The sequence below is a fragment of the Marinitoga piezophila KA3 genome, assembly GCF_000255135.1.
Taxonomy (GTDB): domain Bacteria; phylum Thermotogota; class Thermotogae; order Petrotogales; family Petrotogaceae; genus Marinitoga; species Marinitoga piezophila.
The window spans coordinates 1,846,388-1,866,215 of the sequence record NC_016751.1; the positions used below are offsets into that span (position 1 = coordinate 1,846,388).

Below are 19,828 nucleotides of genomic sequence, written 5' to 3' on the forward strand. Positions count from 1 at the left end.
TAATGTTAAAATATAGAATGTCGGGGGTGTGCTATGAAAGTATTAATTCTGGCAGCTGGTCTTGGAAAAAGGATGAAATCAAAATATCCAAAGGTAATGCACAAAATTCTTGAAAAAGAATTGGTAAATTGGGTAATAGATACTGCGAAAGAATTAAATCCTACAGAAATAGGAGTTGTTCTTGGATATAAAGGAGAACTTGTTGAAAAAATACTTCCAGAAGGAATAAAAATATATTATCAAAAAGAACAATTGGGAACTGGTCATGCTGTAATGTCAGCTGAAGAATTTTTAAATGACGAAGATATATTAATATTATATGGAGATACACCATTAATTACCGCTTCAACATTGTCGAAGTTAATTGATAAACATAAAAATACAAATGCAGATGCTACAATTCTAACCGCAATTTTAGATAATCCTGCTGGATATGGTAGAATAGTAAAAGATGAAAATGGAAAGTTCATAAATATTGTAGAAGATGCTGATGCATCAGAAGAAGAAAAGAAAATAAAAGAAATAAATTCAGGTTTCGTTATATTTAAGGGAGATAAGCTAAAAAATGCATTAAAAGAGTTAAAACCAAATAATAATCAAGGTGAATATTATCTAACAGATGTTCCTAAAATGCTAGAAAATGTGGAAACATATGTTTTAGAAGATTTTTCAGAAGCGTTGGGAATTAATAATAGAATTCAGCTGGCAAATGCTGAAAAAATATTAAGAAAAAGAATACTTGAAAATTTAATGCTAAACGGAGTTACAATAACAGATCCCGATACAGTATATATAGGTCCTGACGTAAAAATAGGGCAGGATACAATAATTTATCCAATGACATTTATATATGGAAAAACAGAAATAGGTGAAGATTGCGAAATAGGTCCTATGACACGAATAAATAATTGTCAAATAGGAAATAACGTGAAAATATTACGTTCAGAATGTGAAGATGCTATATTGAAAGATAATGTATCCGTTGGGCCATACTCCAGATTAAGAACCGGAACAGTATTAAATGAAAAGGTAAAAATAGGAAATTATGTTGAAACGAAAAAAACAATAGTGGGTAAAGGTTCAAAAGCACAACATTTAACCTATCTTGGTGATGCGACAATAGGTGAAGATGTAAATATAGGTGCTGGAACAATTACATGTAATTATGATGGAAAAAATAAACATAAAACATTTATTGGAGATAGAGTTTTTGTAGGTAGCAATACAGCATTGGTAGCTCCAGTAAAAATAGAAAATGATGTTTTAATAGGTGCTGGTTCAACAATAACAGAAGATATACCTGAAGGTTCACTTGCACTTGGAAGAGCAAGGCAGGTAACAAAAGAAAATTGGGTATTTAATAAGAGGGAGAAAGGAGAGTAAAAATTATGCCTTTTTCAATGGCCCACGAAATTAAAATATTTTCCGGTTCAGCTAATCAGCCATTAGCTGAAAAAATTGTTCAGTATCTTGGAACAAGATTAAGTGAAGTAGAACTTGGAAGATTTGCTGATGGTGAAGTAAATCTTCGAATTGGTGAAACAGTTAGAGGACTTGATACATTTGTTATTCAGTCAACCTCTTCACCTGTAAATGAAAGCTTAATGGAATTACTTGTAATGATTGATGCATTAAAAAGAGCATCAGCAAATTCAATAGCTGTTGTAATTCCATATTTTGGTTATGCGCGTCAGGACAGAAAAGTAAGAGGTAGAGATCCAATATCAGCAAAACTTGTAGCCAATCTATTGACTGTTGCAGGAGCAACAAGAATAGTAACAATAGACTTGCATGCGGAACAGATTCAGGGATTCTTTGATATACCTGTTGATAATCTTATGGGATTTCCTGTATTTGTAAATTATTTTAGAAATGAATGCGAAGATTTTGATGAAGAAAATTCCGTTGTTGTTTCACCAGATGTTGGTGGAGTAAAAAGAGCAAGGAAATTTGCAGAAAAAATGAATTTACCACTTGCAATACTCGATAAAAGAAGACCAAAAGATAATGTAGCAGAGATAGTCAATATAATTGGTGATGTAAATAATAAAGTAGCTATAATATTTGATGATATAATAGATACAGGAGGATCGTTAGTTGGAGCAGCAGAAATGCTCGTAAAAAATGGCGCTAAAAAGGTTATAGCGTGTGCAACTCATGGAGTTCTTTCCAAAAATGCAAAGGAAAAGTTACAAAATTCAGTAATTGAAAAAATATATGTTACAGATACAATATATCATAATGATTTGCCGGACAAATTTGAAGTATTAAGCGTATCTTCAATTCTCGGTGAAACAATTGCAAGGATCAAAAATAATTTATCAGTAAGTATACTCTTTAAATAAAATAATTTATTAACATAGGAGGGATTAAAATGGCAAAAGTATACCAGCTAAAAGCTATTGAAAGAAAAGAAGGAGAAAAAGCAAATCACATCAAAAAAGAAGGTTTTATTCCCGCTATAGTCTATGGACCTGGTTTAGAAGGCGGAAATATTGCTTTAAAGGTTTCTTCTGTTGATGCATTCTTAATGATTGAAAAAATTGAAGAAACAACACCTATTCAATTAAACATTGAAAAGGAAAATGGTGAAACATATTCAGTAACAACATTCTTAAAGACATTACAGAGACACAAAGTATCAGATAAACCAATTCACATTGATTTCTATGTTCCATCAGCAGGACATAAAATGCACCTTAACATTCCTATTGAATTTACAGGTGAAGCAAAAGGATTATCAAGAGGCGGTATGTTAGAAATCCACTACCACGAATTACCAGTTGAAATATTACCAAAAGATATTGTAGAAAAATTCGTAGTAGATATTTCAGAATTAGATCTTGGAGATCATATTACAGTAAAAGACCTCAACATATCTGAAGAAATAGATGTATTACTTGACCCAGAAGAAGTTGTTATAGCTGTTACAGAACCAAGAGCAGCTGAAACAACAGGTGAAGAAGAAACAGAAGAAGCAGAAGGAGAAGAAGCTTAATTAAACTATGAAAATAATAATAGGATTAGGTAATCCAGGCCCACGTTATGTCTTTACAAAGCATAACGTGGGGTTTTTGGTTATCGATAGATATTATGAGTTAAATAAGCAGATATTCAAAAAAATTGAAAAAAACACCTTTGAAGGATATATAAATGATGATATAATATTAATAAAACCGCTTACATATATGAATTTAAGCGGAAAGGTGTTTTTTGAACTGAAAAATTATATAGAAGAAATATCACCGGAGAATATACTGGTAATATATGATGATATATCCATTGATCTTGGGAAGATTAGAATAAGACCAAATGGTTCTGCTGGAGGCCATAATGGATTAAAATCCATTATCTCCGTACTTGGTACAAAAGACTTTCCAAGGATACGCGTTGGAATAGGGCCAAAACCAGAAGGAATAGACCTTGCAGATTATGTATTAAGTGAGTTTACAAATGAAGAAATGTATAAATTATACAAAGTAATAGATAAAACAGTAGATGCAATAAACATTATTCTCGGAGGAAAAATAACAGATGCAATGAACAAATATAACAATCGTGATTTAACTGGAGATGATTAAATTGAAATGTCAATTATGCAAAACCAATGAAGCGGAAATAGTCCAGAAATTTGATTATGACGGAATAATGACTGAAATTGGATATTGTCAAAAATGCATGAAGGAAATTATGAAATTTCATCTTTCTCCAGTAAATGAAACAACGATAAAATTCTTTACTACAAAACTTTTTTTTAAAAACCATTCAAAATTTATGGAATCCTCGGTTGAAATTAGCGGGGTAAAAACATGGGTATTATCAGAAGGGCCTATACATTCAAAGCGTTTAATATTTAAAGAAGATGAAAACTCAAAAATACGAGATACGCAAACAGTAATTGAAAGAACATTATATTATTTATCTAAAGAATATGAGGCAGCCAGAAAAAACAACGATATAGATAAAATGGAAGCAATAGAAAAGATTATAAAAAAATTAAAAAGAATGCTTAAATAAAAAATCCCCTCTATTTGGAAAACCAGATAGAGGGGATTTATAAATATTAAATTTAAATAGCAGTTTTACTATAACGTTTAGCTTCTTCTATTGTATCTAAAATAAGCATAAGATTAATAACCTTGGTAATTTTTAAGATATTTTTAATCATAGAATTTATATTTATAAAAATCAATTTATTATTAAAATGTCTGGCTTTTTGAATTAAAGTAATAATTATTCCAAGTCCGTTACTATCCATATAATATACATTTGAAAAATCCACAATAATATTACTATCCTTTATATCTAAAATTTCCTCTAATTGTTTTTTTACAAATTTTCCATTTTCTATATTCAAATTATCATTAAATTTTAAAAGATAATAATTATTAAATTTTTCTATATCACAATATTTCTTCATTTCCATCACCTCCGACATTAAATATATCGTCTATAAAATCAGTTGCTTTAATAAACAAAAAAAGTGAAATAATTATATAATTTATGATATAATATTTCTATAAAAAATAACAAAATGAAAAGGAGGGGCAAAATGACAATACTAAATCTAAGCGGAATTGTATTTGGTCTTGTGGGGATTGTATTTACAATCTTTTTAACCTTTAAAGTACTTGAAAATTCACCGGGAAACGAAAAAATGCAAAAAATTTCTGGTGCCATTCAGACAGGTGCAAGAGCATTTTTGATTTCAGAATATAAAATCCTTTATGTAATTGTTGGAATAATATTTATATTATTGGGACTTACCAATGGCTGGATGATGGCGCTTGCATTTTTCCTGGGTGCAACCTTATCAGTTTTATCAGGTTTCTTTGGTATGAGTATTGCTACAAAAACAAATACCAGAACAGCTCAGGGAGCAATTCATTCTTTGAGTAATGGATTAAAAATAGCATTTAATGGTGGAGCTATAATGGGAATGACAGTAGCTTCATTGGGATTATTTGGTTTAGGACTCGTTTTTTATCTCACAAATGGCGATACCATATCAATGAGTGGCTATGCAATGGGAGCTTCATTGGTAGCGTTATTTGCAAGAGTTGGAGGAGGTATATTTACAAAAGCTGCAGATGTTGGTGCAGACCTTGTAGGAAAGACAGAAGCAGGAATTCCAGAAGACGACCCAAGAAATCCAGCTGTTATTGCTGATAATGTTGGTGATAATGTTGGTGACGTTGCTGGAATGGGAGCAGATTTATATGAATCATTTGTAGGTTCAATATTCTCTGCTTCTGCATTAGGGGTTATATTATTCAGCGAAAAAGGTGCAACATTTCCATTTATTGTAGTATCAATAGGTATAATATCTGCAATTATAGGAATTTTGGTGTTTAATTTTAATCTAAAAGACAAAGAAAATGTAGATCCTTCAAAAGCTTTACATTTTGGAATGTATATAGCAAATATACTCACATTAATAGGAGTATTTTTTCTATCATTAATATTCTTAAAGACATTAAAACCTTTTTATGTTATATTTCTGGGGATGGTAGTGGGAATGTTAATAGGTTCAATAACAGAATACTATACAGCAAAAGAACCTGTAAAACATCTTGCTAAAAGTGCAGTAAGCGGAGCTGCGCCATTACTAATAAATGGTATGGCTGTTGGTATGGAATCTACAGCTATTCCTGTAATATTAATATCTCTGGCAACAATAGTATCGTATAATCTTCTTGGATTATTTGGAATAGCGCTTGCAGGTGTAGGAATGCTTGCAACACTTGGAATTACTTTAGCAATAGATGCATATGGCCCTATTGCCGATAATGCAGGTGGTATTGCACAAATGGCAGAGCTTGAACCATATGTAAGAGAAAGAACCGATGCTTTAGATGCAGTTGGAAATACAACAGCTGCAATAGGTAAAGGATTTGCAATAGGTTCAGCTGCATTAACTGCTTTAGCATTATTTGCTTCATATACAAAGGTTGTAAACCTTGAAATAATAGATCTTGCAAAATCGCAGGTATTTATAGGTGCATTAGTTGGTGGAATGTTACCATTTCTTTTTTCATCAATGGCAATGAAAGCTGTTGGTGATGCTGCAGAAATAATGGTTGAAGAAGTAAGAAGACAATTTAGAGAAATTGTAGGATTAATGGAAGGAAAAGCTGATCCTGATTATTCATCATGTGTTGCCATAGCAACAAAAGGCGCTTTGAAAAAAATGGTATTACCTTCATTATTAGCTGTATTTATGCCAATAATAATGTTCTTTATACTTGGAAAAGAGGCAGTAGCCGGTATGTTAGTTGGAACAACAGTATCAGGTGTAATGCTTGCAATATTCATGGCAAATTCTGGTGGTGCATGGGACAATGCAAAAAAATATATTGAAACAGGCGAATTTGGCGGTAAAGGTTCATTTGCACATAAGGCAGCAGTTATTGGAGATACTGTAGGAGATCCATTTAAAGATACCGCAGGCCCTGCTATTAACATACTTATTAAATTAATGTCTATAGTTTCTATTGTTGTTATTCCTATATTAATAAAAATCTTTCAATAAATGAAAGGGGGATTAAGATGAAAAGAATAGCTGTTTTGAATGTAGGTGGAGATTGTCCGGGATTAAATTCTGCAATTAGAGCTTTAGTAAGAAAATCTGCAATTGAAGATATTGAAGTACTTGGAGTATATGATGGGTTTAAGGGATTTATTGAAGATAGGGTATTTATAATGACAAAAGAACACGTTTCGGGTATCCTGGAAAGAGGAGGAACTATTTTAGGTTCTTCAAAATTCGATCCCACAAAAAATCCTGAAGACTTTAAAAAATTGAAAGATAATTTTGAAAAATACCAGATTACAGCTTTTGTTATTATGAGTGGGCATACAGGAACATCAATAGCTTTAAAGCTTTCTGAAGAAGGTATGCCATCTGTAGTTATTCCAGCAACAATAGACAATGATCTTCCATGGACAGATTTTAGCATAGGTTTCTTTACAGCATTGGAAACTGTTACTAAAACATTGGATGCACTTCATTCAACAGCAAGTGCAGGACATAGAGTTATTGTTGTTGAAGTTGCAGGTGATGAAGCAGGATGGCTTGCAACAATAGGAGGGTTAACAGGAGGAGCTGATTATATACTTATACCAGAAATTGAATTTAATCCGGAAAATTTATTAAAAAACATAAAGAAAAGATACGATGAAGGAAAAAAATTCTCAATAGTAGTAGTTGAAGAAAAATGCCCTCTTGACGAAAAATTAAAGGATATAAAAGAAAAGTTGCCAGAAGGTTCAACCCCTTCAGACATAATTTCAAAATATATAAAAGAAAAATTACCAACAGTGGAATGTAGAAATGTAAACCTTGGATACATGCAAAGAGGTGGAGCACCTGTTTCATTTGATAGGCTTATTGCTACAATGTTCTCAACAGCGGCAATAGAATATGTTAAAAAAGGAAAAGTTAATGTAGCTTTATCTTTAAAAGGATTTGAAATTACAGATGTACCATTCTCAAAAGAATTGTTAGAAAATAAAGATATTGAACCAAAAATATATGATATGGCTAAAATATTCTTTTAATTAAGTAAAAAATATTGGGCAGCTTAACAGCTGTCCAATATTTTTTTATGGTATAATATGGATAGAAGGCGGTGATAAAATGAAAAAACCACATTTTTATTTTCTTCTATTTCTGTTAATAATAAGTATAATATCTTTTATTAATATTAATTATGCTTATTATATAATGGAAGGTTTAACTTCCATATTACTTGTTTTTTTAGCAGCATTTTCTGTAAAATATGTAAATAAATTTTTTACCGCCGGAATAATAATGTTTTTAGTAGAAAACACCCTTGAAATTATAAATGAATTTAAACCTTTTAATATCTTTTTCTGGCAAAATATTTTAATTATATATGGAACAGTATTTTTGATGTTTGGATTGTATAAATTCTATAAAAAATATTTTGAATTAGAAAAAACATTCAACGGAATATTTAAGCGTTCAAACGAGGCCATATTTTTCTGGGGTAAAGACAAAAAATTAATAAAAGCCAATCCAAGAGCAGCAAAATTATTGGGATATAATTCACCTGAAGAAATGGTTGGGATGGAAGTTGAAAAACACGTCTTTAAGGAAGATTATGAACATGTAAATAAAATAAAAAAACTTTTGGATAATAAAGAAGAAATTGAACCGTATGAAAGGAAATATAAAACATTAAATGGAGAAATAAAATGGGTTGAAGTTCATGCAATAAATGTTCAGGAAGGAAATGGTGAATATTATTTCCAGGAAATTGATCATGAAATAACTGACAGAAAAAAACTTGAAGAACAATTATATAGAGAAAAAGAAAAATTCAGAATGTATTTTGAATATGCACAGGTAATGTATGTTATTCTTGATAAAAATGGAAATATAGAAGACTTAAATCTCAAAGCCTGTGAAATATTAAAAGTAAAAAAAGAAGAGGTTATAGGAGAAAATTGGTTTGAAAATTTTATACCGGAAAATATTAGAGATGAAGTAAAAGAAGTTTTTAATAAAATAATGTCCGGTGAGCTTGAGGGTGTAGAGTATTTTGAAAACGAAATAATAACAAAAGATGGGGAAATATTAAATATATCCTGGCATAATACATATTTACTAGATGAAGATGGAAATATAGATAAGACATTTAGCTCAGGGCTTGATATAACAGCAGAAAAGAAATATCTTGAGACACTAAAATACAATGCAAAATTCGCAACAAAATTTCTTAATCTAAACAATGAAATTCTGACAAAACCATGGAATGAAAGTATGTATCAATTAATATTGGATACGGTAATAGATATTATCCCATCTGCAGAAGCAGGTAGTTTACTTACAATAGAGGAAAATCAAAGAATATTCACATATAAAGCTGTTCAGGGGTATAACTTTGAAAAATTAAAAGAAATAAAGTACCCGGAATTACCGCTAAGCATAAAAAAGCCAATAATTATAGATGATTGGGATGATATATATATTCCACCAAAATACGAATATGAATTACTTATAAAATACGGAAGATTAAAAGAGATAAAACAGAGTTTAATCATACCTTTTTATTTAAGAGGAAAATTATATGGCTTACTTACACTGGATATCTTTGATGAAAAAAAGAAATTTTCAGATATAGATCTTAATTTTGCCAATATAATAAAAAGTAATCTTGAATATCTAATTTTAAAAGTATTCCTTGAATTACAGCTGAAAAAATCAGCAGAACTTGATTATTTAACCGGGATATACAACAGGCAGGCATTCTTTTCAAGAGTGAAAATGATGATGTCATACCTGTCAAGACACAACAGCAGTAGAATGGGATTGTTGTATATAGACATAGATAAATTTAAACATATTAACGATACATATGGACATAAAGTAGGAGATGAAGTTTTAAAATTCTTTGTAAAACAGGTTTCCTCAATGATTAGAGAAAGCGATTTATTTGGAAGAATAGGCGGAGATGAATTTACCGTCGCTTTAATGGATACAGATAAAGAGGGAATAGAATCATTTATTTCACGAATGAAAAAAGTTTTCAAAGAAAAACCGTTTATTTTTGAGGATATAAAAATAAATATAAGTTCAAGTATTGGATATAGTATATATCCAGATGAAGGAAAAAACATTGATATTTTACTTGATATTGCTGATAAAAGAATGTATATAAATAAAAGAAAAAAGCCGGAGGAATAAATATGCTACTAAAAGTTGAGGATATATCGTATAATTTTGGTACTCAAGATCTTTTTTACGATGTTTCATTTTCAATTTATGAGCACGATAGAATAGCTTTAATAGGTCCAAATGGTTCAGGAAAAACAACATTATTAAGAATATTAAATGATGAATTAGAGCCATTAGAAGGAAATATAATAAAAAACAAAAATCTAAAAATAGGATTTTTAAAACAATTTAGAGCAGACGAAATGGATTTAAATCTATATGAATACGTTTTAAAAGAAATTGAATCAAATATAAAAGAAGAAATGAAAAATAAAATAGTTCGTTCTGTATTAAAAGGAATGGGATTTGAGGAAGAAGAGTGGAATAGAAAAATCAGCACATTAAGTGGTGGAGAATTAACGCGTTTAGCCTTAGGAAGAGTATTGGCTGGAGATTATAATCTTTTAATTTTAGATGAGCCAACAAACCATCTTGATATTTATTCTATTAATTGGCTGATAAATTATTTAAAAAATTACAAAGGTGCAATGATATTTGTTTCTCATGACAGAAAATTCATAAAAGAATTAGCAAATCGCTTTTTTGAAATAAATAATTTTAAATTATGGGATTTTCATGGAAAATATGAAGAATATTTAAAATTAAGGGAAAATATGCTTATAAACATAGAAAATAGAAAGAAAAATCTGGAAAAGGAAATAGAAAGATTAAACAGAATGATAGAGCGTTTCCGAAAATGGGGAACCGAAAAAATGATGAAACAGGCCAAGTTCAGGGAAATGTTAAGAGATAAATTACTTAAAGAATATGAAGAAATAGATTCCTTAAAAGAAGAACAGGTAATAAAAATAAAGATTCCTGAACCAAAAAGAACGGGATATAAAGTATTGGAAGTTAAAAATCTTGAGTTTTCATATGATAAAAAAACAATTTTAAACAATATATCCTTTGAAATAAATGAAAAAGAAAAAATAACAATAATAGGAAAAAACGGTTCTGGAAAATCAACATTATTAAAATTATTAATGGGAAAATTAAAAACTGAAAAAGGGAAAATAAATTGGGGATATAACATAAAAATCGGATATCTTGATCAGGTTATTTCTTCTTTGGGAAAAGAAAAGGATATTATGAGTGTAATATGGGAAGATGTACCTGAGTGGCAGGATTTTGAAGTAAGAAAATATCTTGGAAGATTCGGCTTTTCGGGAGATAATGTATTTAAAAGTATTAAAAATCTCAGTGGTGGGGAATTAACCAGACTTGCGCTGGCAAAAGTAATACTTCAAAAACCAAATGTGCTTATACTTGATGAACCTACCAATCATCTTGATATTTTTACAGTTCAAACCCTTGAAGAAACATTAAAAGAATTTAAAGGTTCAATTATTATGGTTTCGCATGATGAGAAACTAATAAAAAACATAACAGATAGATTTTTTGTAATAAAAAACGGGTATATTAAAGAGTATAGTAAATTTGAAGATATAATAAACGAACAGCAAAATGAAACATTTAAAATAAAAAAATCCTCTTCTGAGAATCTTGAATATAAAGAAGCCAAAAGGATAAAAAATAGAATAAAAACACTGGAAAGAAAAAAAATAAATCTTGAAAAAGAATTTGAAGAATTAATAGAAAAGATTGAAAAAATTGAAAATGAAATGGTAAAATATTCTCAAAACTATCAAAAATTAATGGAACTTGAAAATGAAAAACAACAACTTGAAAAAAGAATGGATGAAATAACCTTAGAAGAAGATGAAATAAATAAAGAACTAAAAGAATTAGTAAAAATTGGAGGATGATTGCATGAATTATTTCGGAATATATTCCGATCAAAGCGAAAACTTTTTAATGCCAGTAAATCCCAAAGTTGGTGACGAAATAACAATAAAAATAAGAATACCAAAAAAATATGGTAAAGTAAAGGGGAGATTAAATTTTCTTGTTCAAAAGCATCATAATAAATACAAACATACAGTAATGCACCTTGAAAAAGAAGATGAATACTTTAAATATTTCAGTACAAAGTTTAAATTAACAGAAAGGATTATACGCTATCATTTTGAAATACATTTTGAAAACGATAACAGAACAATAAAATACGATTCGAGAGGAATAGTTGAGCACAGGCACGTAGAAGATTTTATTATAATTCCAAATTTTGAAGTGCCAGAATGGTCAATAGGAGCAATTTACTATCAAATATTCCCGGATAGATTTAACAACGGAGACAAAACAAATGATCCAGTAGATGGCGAATATATATATGATGGTGAAAAAATAAGAAAAAAAGAATGGAATGAATATCCACATCCTACAAAAGGACACACAGAATTTTATGGTGGGGATATACAGGGAATAATAGATAAACTGGACTATTTGAAGGAATTAGGAATAGAAGTAATATATTTAAATCCAATATTTGTATCTCCAAGTCCTCATAAATACGATACACAGGATTATGAACATATAGATCCCCATTTAGGAGTAATAGTAGAAGATACAGAGGATTTAACAGAAAAATACAAAATAAGAACAACATCTAAAAAAAATCTTGAAGCCAGTGATAAACTGTTTGCTAAATTAGTTGAAGAAGCTCATAAAAGAAATATAAAAATAATTCTTGATGGTGTATTTAATCATTGTGGTTCATATCATAAATGGGTAAATGAATATAAAATATATGGTGAAGATGTTGGCGTTGCAAATAACAAAGAAGTGCCAGAAAGCGAATACTTTTATTGGGACAAAAATAATGAATATGAAGGCTGGTGGGGATATAAATCACTTCCGAAGTTAAATTACGACAAAACATTATTACTATGGAAATACATATCTCAAATCGGGGAAAAATGGGTTTCATATCCGTATAATGCTGACGGTTGGAGATTAGATGTTGCAAGAGATTTAGGAAAAACAAAACAGGTCAATAAAAATTTCTGGAAATATTTCAGAACAATTGTAAAAAGGAAAAATCCTGAAAGCATAATATTTGCTGAAGATTATGAATCTCCTAAAGAATGGATTGAGAATTTATCATGGGATGGTATAATGAATTATATTGGAGCTATGGATCCTATAAGTTACTTTTTAACCGGTATGGAAAAACATAATGATGATTACAAGCCAGAATTGTTGGGAAATTCTGAATGGTTTATTGAACAATTGCGTTGGGCATGGAGTCAAATGCCAATGAATTCAAAATATTTGTCCATGAATCAATTGAGCAATCACGATCATTCAAGATGGGCAACAAGAACTACTAAAAAAGTAGGAAGGAGTTATTCCTTAGGTCCAGAGGAAGCTGAAAAAGGTATAGATTGGGATATCTTTAAAATTGGAATTATAATGTTATTTACATTGCCGGGTTCTCCGGGAATATATTATGGTGATGAAATAGGATTGCCAGGCTGGACAGATCCTGACAATAGAAGAACATTTCCATGGGATAAATTAAAGGAAAAAGAATCGCAGGAAAAACTGAATTTTTTTAAAGAAGTAATTGATTTTTATAAAAAACACCCGGTTTTGAGAAATGGTTCAATAGAATTTTTAAAATGGGAAAAGGATTTTGTTTCTTATGGAATATGGAATAATGACGAAAAAATTGTTGTAATTGTGAATATATCAGATAAAGATAAAGACTTTGAAATTCCAGTATGGTTATGCGAAGTAAAAGAAAAGAAAATGAAAAAAGGCATATCAATAAAAAATAATGAAATTGATGAAATAAATGTGGAAAACGGGAGTATAAAAGGTACAATAAACAAAAAAAGTTTTATTATTTTTCTTGGAAAATAATAAAAATGTGTTATAATATGTATAAAGGAAAATGAGAGGAGGAAAAAACATGAAAAAAGAAATTTATGGAAACAGTGCAACAATATTTCTTCAAGGCAGAATTGATATAACTAATTCAGAAGAATTAAGGGATGAACTAAACGAATTAGCAGAAAACGGAATAAAAAGAATATTTATTGATATGTCAAAACTTGACTATATAGATAGTAGTGGATTGGGTAGAATATTATATTTCTTTATGAACTACAAGAAAAAAGGTGGTTCAATGGAATTGCATAATGTAAGAAATGAAAACGTGAAAAAAGTAATTGAAATAGTAAAATTAGATAAAATCATCCCTGTAAGAGAATATGATGTTGAATAAATTTGAATTCTAAAGCTGCTTTAAAGCAGCTTTTTTTATTTTTATAAAAATTTTACATAAATAGACTTTTAGATTTAACCCAAATATGGCATAAATTATCTGTAAATATATACAAATTGTATATAAAGGAGGGGTATAATAATGCCACATGTAAAAATAGCAATATACACAACATCCAGATGTCCATGGTGTAGAAAAGCAAAAAATTATTTCAAGCAATTGGGTATTCCTTTTAAAGAATATAATGTTGAAAAGGATCAAAAGGCAGCTGAAAGAATGGTGAGAAAAACAGGGCAAATGGGTGTTCCTGTAATTGAAATAGGAAATCAGACAATTGTAGGATTTGACAAAGCAAAAATTGAAAGATTGCTTGGAATATAAGTTAAAACAAAAGAAGTCCGCTTCACTAATTTTGGTGAAGCGGACTTCTTTTGTTTTAGGTTTTGACATTGAAGAAATTTTGTAGTATAATTAATGTCACCTTTTTTTATAAAAGTTTGTGATGTAGAAAAAAGAAAAATAATGTTCATTCAAACAGCAAGAATTTCTGATCCTTGTTCTATAAAAAACACTCCTAAAAAGGTTCATTCAGGCGGTGAAATTTCAAGCCTTCATTCACCTTTTTACTCGTGTTTTTTATGTTTAACTTATATAATAAAATATAATAAGAAATAAGAAAATAGAAATAATAATATGAGCGAAAACTTGAAAATTCCGAAGAGAAACAACTATGATTGAGAAAAATAAAAACGAACGAAAACTCGCAGGTTGCCCGAGAAAATCACGAATGGAGGCTGTCAAAAAAACAGGATGTTTTTTTGAGCGCAGCTTCTGCAGGGATGCAGAATCTAAGCGACAGCCGGGAATGAGTGATTTTCGAGGATCAGCAACCAAGTTGTTTGAGGGAGTTTTTATTTTTCTTAATCAACAACACAAAAGGACGAACATGGATGTGAGTCTGCAACGACCGGCGGGAACGAGAATTTTTGAGGATTAGAATTTTCTACCGTTTGAGCGATTATTATTATTTCTATTTTCGAAAAAAGTTTTTGATATACAAATATTTAATAGCATAAATGAATCTTTTTAAGAAGTTTTCTTGACTATATTCTTTATAAATCCTCGTTGTGGGAAATTTTTGTCTTCGTTCATTTTTATTTTTTAAGCTAAATTTTTCAATTTATATAAATAAAATCATTATTAGGGAGGGATAAGATGAGTTATATAGTAAAAACTAAAAACGGGGAATTTAAAATAAAAAAAGGAGAGCAGTTTTTTAAGATAGCTGAAGAATTGCAAAAGAAAAATAAATATACTGTACTTGCAGTAAAATTCAACAATGAAATTAAAGAATTATGGAAAAAGGTTCATGGAAGCGGATATGCTGAACCAGTTGATGTAACTTCAACAGAAGGTATGAGGATATATAGAAGGGCTTTATTATTTATTATATATATTGCATTAAAAAGAAAATTTAAAAAATCAAAACTTGTTGTACATCATTCTATTGGTAGCGGATTGTATTTTGAAATAAAAGGAGTAAAAAATTCAGAAAAAAATATTGAGAAATTAAAAGCTGAAATGAAAAAGATAATAGAAGAGGATTTGTTATTTGAAAAAATAACATTAAGCAAATTCGATGCCATAAAATATTTTGATGAAAATGACGAAAAGGATAAGGCTATTTTATTTAAATACAGAAAAAAAACAACAGTAAAGGTTTATAAATGTGGCGAGTATATAAATTATTTCTATGAATACATGCCGCCTTCAACAGGGTATATAGAATTATTTGATGTTATTGCATATGACAAAGGATTTGTATTATTGCATCCAAATCAATCATCACCAGATAAGATTCCGGAATTTAAACCTTTGCCAAAACTCTCAGCAACCTTTATTGAATATAAAAAATGGCTTGATATATTAAATATACAAAATGTTGGAGAATTAAATTCATTAATTGCAAAAGGTGTAAATAAAAGTGGAGAATTAATAAGAATAGCAGAAGCCCTTCATGAAAAAAAATATGCAAATATAGCAGATCAAATTATGAAAAGAAAACATGTAAGATTAATATGTCTTGCAGGTCCGTCCTCTTCTGGTAAAACAACAAGTGCAAAAAGAATAGCTTTACAATTAAAGGTAAACGGTAAAGAACCATTGCAAATATCTCTTGATGACTATTATATGGATTATGAAAAAATACCTTTGACTCCAGAAGGGAAAAAAGATCTTGAATCAATAGAGGCGCTGGATCTTGATCTATTAAATAGAAATCTTAAGGATTTAATTGAAGGTAAAGAAGTTGAATTACCAAGATATAACTTTGTAACTGGAAAAAGAGAGTGGACAGGAAAGAAAGTAAAAGCAGGGAAAAATCAACCTATTATTATTGAAGGAATTCATGGTCTAAATGAAAAACTCACAGAAAGCATACCAAGAGATCAAAAATTCAAGGTATATGTTAGCGCTTTAATACAGATGAATCTTGATGAAATGAATAGAATACCTACAACAGACACAAGATTAATAAGAAGAATAGTTAGAGATTATAATTTTAGAGGCGCAACAGCATTAAGAACTTTACAATTATGGCCAGAAGTAAGAAAAGGTGAAGAAGCAAATATCTTTCCATATCAGGAAGAAGCAGATATTATGTTCAATTCATATTTAATATATGAATTGCCAATACTAAAATTATATGCAGAACCATTATTGCTTGAAATAGACAATACTTTACCTGAATATACAGAAGCAAAAAGATTGCTAAGATTCTTAGATTATTTCCTTCCTCTTCCAGCAATAAAACATGTACCAAATATCTCAGTTTTAAGGGAGTTTATAGGCGATAGCACATTTGAATATTAATATTACTGAAAAAATTTTATGATATAATAAAAATGAAGTTTTTATGATTGGGTAAATAAAAGTTATTTCAAATTGCTAATTAATATTTTGTATTAATTTTTTCAGTAGGAGGTAATTAAATGCCTGGAAGAGGTAGAGGACAGGGAAGGTTTAGAAGAGGCTGGATAGAATCCTTTGTATTATTAATAATAGCTGAAAAGCCATCTCATGGCTATGAAATAGCAAATAAACTCTCTGAATTTGGTGTTATGCTCAACGGTATAGGGCAAATGGGTAATTTATATAGAACCCTTGCAAAACTGGAAGAGATGGGACTTGTTGTTACAGATTGGGATACCTCAGAACCAGGTCCATCAAAAAAGATTTATAAAATTACACATGATGGAATGTTATTCCTTGAAAATTCAAAAAAGGATTTTATAGAGTTTAAACATATAATTGATGTGTTTATTGATAGAGTGGAGAGGTTGTAAAATAAAAAATAAGGGCTTAAGCCCTTATTTTTTATTTTTTTATCATATTTATTTATTTATTTATTTATTTATTTACCGTATTGCAACTCCGGGTTAAAAATTAAAGTGTTTCAAAAAGATGAAAATATGTTATAATTTTTAATGAAAGGATTAAAAGGAGGGAGAGAGTATGAAATTAACTGGCAAAGTTCTCACTATGGTTTTGGGGATAACAATACTTTCCCTGATTTCTCTGACTTTTTTTACAGTTAAATCGTCTGTTAATTCAATGATTAACTCTGATGCTGAAAAACTTATATTGGTTTCAAAAAAATCGTCAAATGAACTAAACATGTATTTGGGGCAGGTAGATGATTTTCTAAGATTAAATTCTAAGCGAAATTTGTTTATTAAAAATCTTGGAGAATTAAAAGAAGCTTTTCATCATATAGAAGAATTAGGAGAACCTGATGAAATATTACAAAAAGCTTTTATTGATGATAATCCTTATCCTGTTGGTGAAAAATACAAATTGACAGAATTATCAGGGGTGCATGCTCAGGAATTAAAGGAATATAATGAAATACATAAGGTTTTACATCCAATAGTCAAAAATATGATAGATACATATGGTTTTTATGATTTATTCTTAATTAGTGCTGATGGGGATATTCCGTATACATATTATAAGGAAAGAGATTTTGCAACTAATATACTTGAAGGCAAATGGAAGGATACAAATTTAGGAAGTCTTGTGAGATTATTAAAAGAAAAAGACGATAATAATGTGCACTATGTTGATTTTGCATCTTATGCTCCTTCAAATGGGATACCAGCAGGGTTTGCAGGTATTTCTATTAAAGACAGTAAGGGAAACACAATTGGATATCTTGTGGTTCAATTGCCAATTAATAAAATAAATAAGGTCTTGCATGAATCAGCTGGTATGGGAGAAAGCGGAGAAACATATGTTGTGGGACCTGATAAATTAATGCGAAGTGATTCAAGGTTTAAAGAAGGAACAATATTAAAGCAAATGGTTGACACTGTTTCTGTTCAAAAGGCTTTAAATGGTGAAGAAGGCTGGAATATAATTAAAGATTATAGAGGGATAAAGGTAATAAGTGCTTATATGCCTTTTAAACATGCAGAATTAAACTGGGCGTTAATTGGTGAAATTGATTATGATGAAAGTACAGCAGATGCTAAAGCATTAATTAGAATAAGTATTATAACTCTTGTGATAATAATTGTTATAAGTATAGTGGTTAGTTATGTATTTACAAAAAATTTATTAAAACCATTAAAAATGGCTGTTGGAGCTTTTGCGGAAATTGCTAAAGGTGATCTTACAGTTAAAATTGATGTAAAAGGTAATGATGAGATTGCTGAATTGGGAAGAAGTTTAAATTCAATGGTTAAAAATCTTAATGATACAATGAAAGAGCTTATTAATATTTCTACGAAATTAAATTCTTCTTCAACTGATTTAGCAGCAGTTTCAGAAGAAAACAGCGCAAATGTTCAGGAAATTTCATCTCAGGCAGAGGTTATTGGCGAGAATACAGAAAATCTTTCTTCAGCAGTTGAAGAGGTATCTTCAGGAATAGAAGAAATAGCAACAAGTTCACAGAATATTTCTGAATCAACACAGGAAATGAGTCAGAGTGCAGAAGAAACTACAGAATTTGCTCATATAGGGCAAAAGAGTATGAATGATGTTGTTAAAAGTATGGAAGGTGTTTCGGAAGAAACATCTAATGTAGCAAAGATAGTTTCTGATTTAGCAGGAAAAGCTCAGAATATTGGTGAAATTGTTGAAACAATTGGTAGCATTACAGAACAAACAAATTTATTGGCATTAAATGCTGCAATAGAGGCTGCAAGGGCTGGAGAAGCAGGAAAAGGTTTTGCTGTAGTTGCTGATGAAATTAGAAAGCTTGCAGAAGAAAGTAGAAATGCAACAGATAAAATAGCAGATATTTTAAAAGAAATTCAGGAAAGTGCTAATACAGCAAATGAAGCCACTCAAAAGGCTAAGAAAGAGGTTGAAAAAACCAATGAAATTATTGAAGTGGCAAATAAACAGTTCCATGAAATTGCAGAAAAGATAGATGTGGTTAAACAATTATCAGAAAATATTACTGCAGCTTCTGAAGAACAGAGCGCATCAACAGAAGAAATGGCAAGCGCTGTTACAAATGTAAGTAAGAGTATTGCTGAAATAACAGAAAAGATAAAACATATAGTTCAGGCAATTGAAGAAGAACGTGATGGAGCAGAAGAAGTCGCAAAGGAAAGTCAGGTATTAAGTGAATTAGCTGAACAATTACATTCTATTACAAAGAAATTCAGGATATAAAAAAATGGGGCATTTATGATAGCCCCATTTTATTTTTTGCTTTTATCGAAAATATTTTTTAAACCTGAAATATCCTCTACACGTGTAGCAGAAATATTTTCTTTCATAATGCTATCATAAACCTCTTCACGGTAGATCTTAAAGTCTTTTGGACCATCAAATCCCAATTTTATTGCATTCCCTTCAACAGATAATACCTTTAATTTTAAAATTTTATTGTCTATCATTATTGTTATACCTTCATCTATTTTTCTTGATAAGACTAACAT

General features: G+C 29.8%; 17 protein-coding genes. 15 read left to right on the forward strand and 2 right to left on the reverse strand.

Features of this window, described 5'->3' with window-relative positions:
- Positions 1-33 precede the first annotated feature (33 nt).
- Genes glmU through MARPI_RS08735 form a run of 5 tightly spaced genes read left to right on the forward strand, consistent with a single transcriptional unit; the run spans position 34 to position 4,017 of the window.
- Complete coding sequence (gene glmU, locus MARPI_RS08715; protein ID WP_014297226.1) at positions 34-1,383, forward strand: bifunctional UDP-N-acetylglucosamine diphosphorylase/glucosamine-1-phosphate N-acetyltransferase GlmU; 1,350 nt, start codon at positions 34-36, stop codon at positions 1,381-1,383.
- 5 nt (positions 1,384-1,388) lie between these two features.
- On the forward strand, positions 1,389-2,345 hold the full coding sequence (locus tag MARPI_RS08720) for a ribose-phosphate pyrophosphokinase (protein WP_014297227.1): 957 nt from the start codon (positions 1,389-1,391) through the stop codon (positions 2,343-2,345).
- A gap of 29 nt (positions 2,346-2,374) precedes the next feature.
- Positions 2,375-2,998, forward strand: coding sequence for a 50S ribosomal protein L25 (locus MARPI_RS08725; RefSeq protein ID WP_014297228.1), 624 nt, complete (start codon positions 2,375-2,377; stop codon positions 2,996-2,998).
- 7 nt (positions 2,999-3,005) lie between these two features.
- On the forward strand, positions 3,006-3,581 hold the full coding sequence (gene pth / locus MARPI_RS08730; RefSeq protein ID WP_014297229.1) for an aminoacyl-tRNA hydrolase: 576 nt from the start codon (positions 3,006-3,008) through the stop codon (positions 3,579-3,581).
- A 1-nt stretch (position 3,582) separates the two neighbouring features.
- Entirely contained in the window at positions 3,583-4,017 is a 435-nt protein-coding gene (locus MARPI_RS08735; protein ID WP_014297230.1) for a hypothetical protein, read from the forward strand.
- A gap of 52 nt (positions 4,018-4,069) precedes the next feature.
- Here the strand turns inward: MARPI_RS08735 and MARPI_RS08740 are convergent, their stop codons facing one another.
- Complete coding sequence (locus tag MARPI_RS08740; protein WP_014297231.1) at positions 4,070-4,420, reverse strand: STAS domain-containing protein; 351 nt, start codon at positions 4,418-4,420, stop codon at positions 4,070-4,072.
- Between the two features lie 132 nt (positions 4,421-4,552).
- On the opposite strand from MARPI_RS08740, the gene MARPI_RS08745 reads away from it, so the two are divergent.
- The 10 genes from MARPI_RS08745 (at position 4,553) to MARPI_RS08800 (ending at position 19,559) form a co-directional block, all read left to right on the forward strand.
- Positions 4,553-6,532, forward strand: a complete 1,980-nt coding sequence (locus tag MARPI_RS08745) for a sodium-translocating pyrophosphatase (protein ID WP_014297232.1) — start codon at positions 4,553-4,555, stop codon at positions 6,530-6,532.
- Positions 6,533-6,549: 17 nt separating this feature from the next.
- Positions 6,550-7,560 (forward strand): 6-phosphofructokinase, encoded by a 1,011-nt coding sequence (locus MARPI_RS08750; protein WP_014297233.1) that lies wholly within the window; start codon positions 6,550-6,552, stop codon positions 7,558-7,560.
- Positions 7,561-7,639: 79 nt separating this feature from the next.
- On the forward strand, positions 7,640-9,712 hold the full coding sequence (locus tag MARPI_RS08755; protein WP_014297234.1) for a sensor domain-containing diguanylate cyclase: 2,073 nt from the start codon (positions 7,640-7,642) through the stop codon (positions 9,710-9,712).
- 2 nt (positions 9,713-9,714) lie between these two features.
- Positions 9,715-11,511 carry a ribosomal protection-like ABC-F family protein gene (gene abc-f / locus MARPI_RS08760; RefSeq protein ID WP_014297235.1) on the forward strand — a complete coding sequence of 599 codons (1,797 nt, stop codon included), beginning with the start codon at positions 9,715-9,717 and terminating at the stop codon, positions 11,509-11,511.
- Positions 11,512-11,515: 4 nt separating this feature from the next.
- Positions 11,516-13,510 carry a glycoside hydrolase family 13 protein gene (locus MARPI_RS08765; protein ID WP_014297236.1) on the forward strand — a complete coding sequence of 665 codons (1,995 nt, stop codon included), beginning with the start codon at positions 11,516-11,518 and terminating at the stop codon, positions 13,508-13,510.
- A gap of 49 nt (positions 13,511-13,559) precedes the next feature.
- A complete protein-coding gene (locus MARPI_RS08770) occupies positions 13,560-13,874 on the forward strand; it encodes an STAS domain-containing protein (protein ID WP_014297237.1) in 315 nt (104 codons plus the stop codon).
- A 141-nt stretch (positions 13,875-14,015) separates the two neighbouring features.
- Positions 14,016-14,255 carry a glutaredoxin family protein gene (locus MARPI_RS08775; RefSeq protein ID WP_014297238.1) on the forward strand — a complete coding sequence of 80 codons (240 nt, stop codon included), beginning with the start codon at positions 14,016-14,018 and terminating at the stop codon, positions 14,253-14,255.
- Positions 14,256-15,089: 834 nt separating this feature from the next.
- Positions 15,090-16,745 (forward strand): nucleoside kinase, encoded by a 1,656-nt coding sequence (locus tag MARPI_RS08790; RefSeq protein ID WP_014297239.1) that lies wholly within the window; start codon positions 15,090-15,092, stop codon positions 16,743-16,745.
- Positions 16,746-16,864: 119 nt separating this feature from the next.
- Complete coding sequence (locus tag MARPI_RS08795; protein WP_014297240.1) at positions 16,865-17,218, forward strand: PadR family transcriptional regulator; 354 nt, start codon at positions 16,865-16,867, stop codon at positions 17,216-17,218.
- 169 nt (positions 17,219-17,387) lie between these two features.
- Positions 17,388-19,559 carry a methyl-accepting chemotaxis protein gene (locus MARPI_RS08800; RefSeq protein WP_014297241.1) on the forward strand — a complete coding sequence of 724 codons (2,172 nt, stop codon included), beginning with the start codon at positions 17,388-17,390 and terminating at the stop codon, positions 19,557-19,559.
- 29 nt (positions 19,560-19,588) lie between these two features.
- On the opposite strand, the gene MARPI_RS08805 is transcribed toward MARPI_RS08800, so the two are convergent.
- Positions 19,589-19,828 (reverse strand): carbon storage regulator, encoded by a 240-nt coding sequence (locus MARPI_RS08805; RefSeq protein ID WP_041638606.1) that lies wholly within the window; start codon positions 19,826-19,828, stop codon positions 19,589-19,591.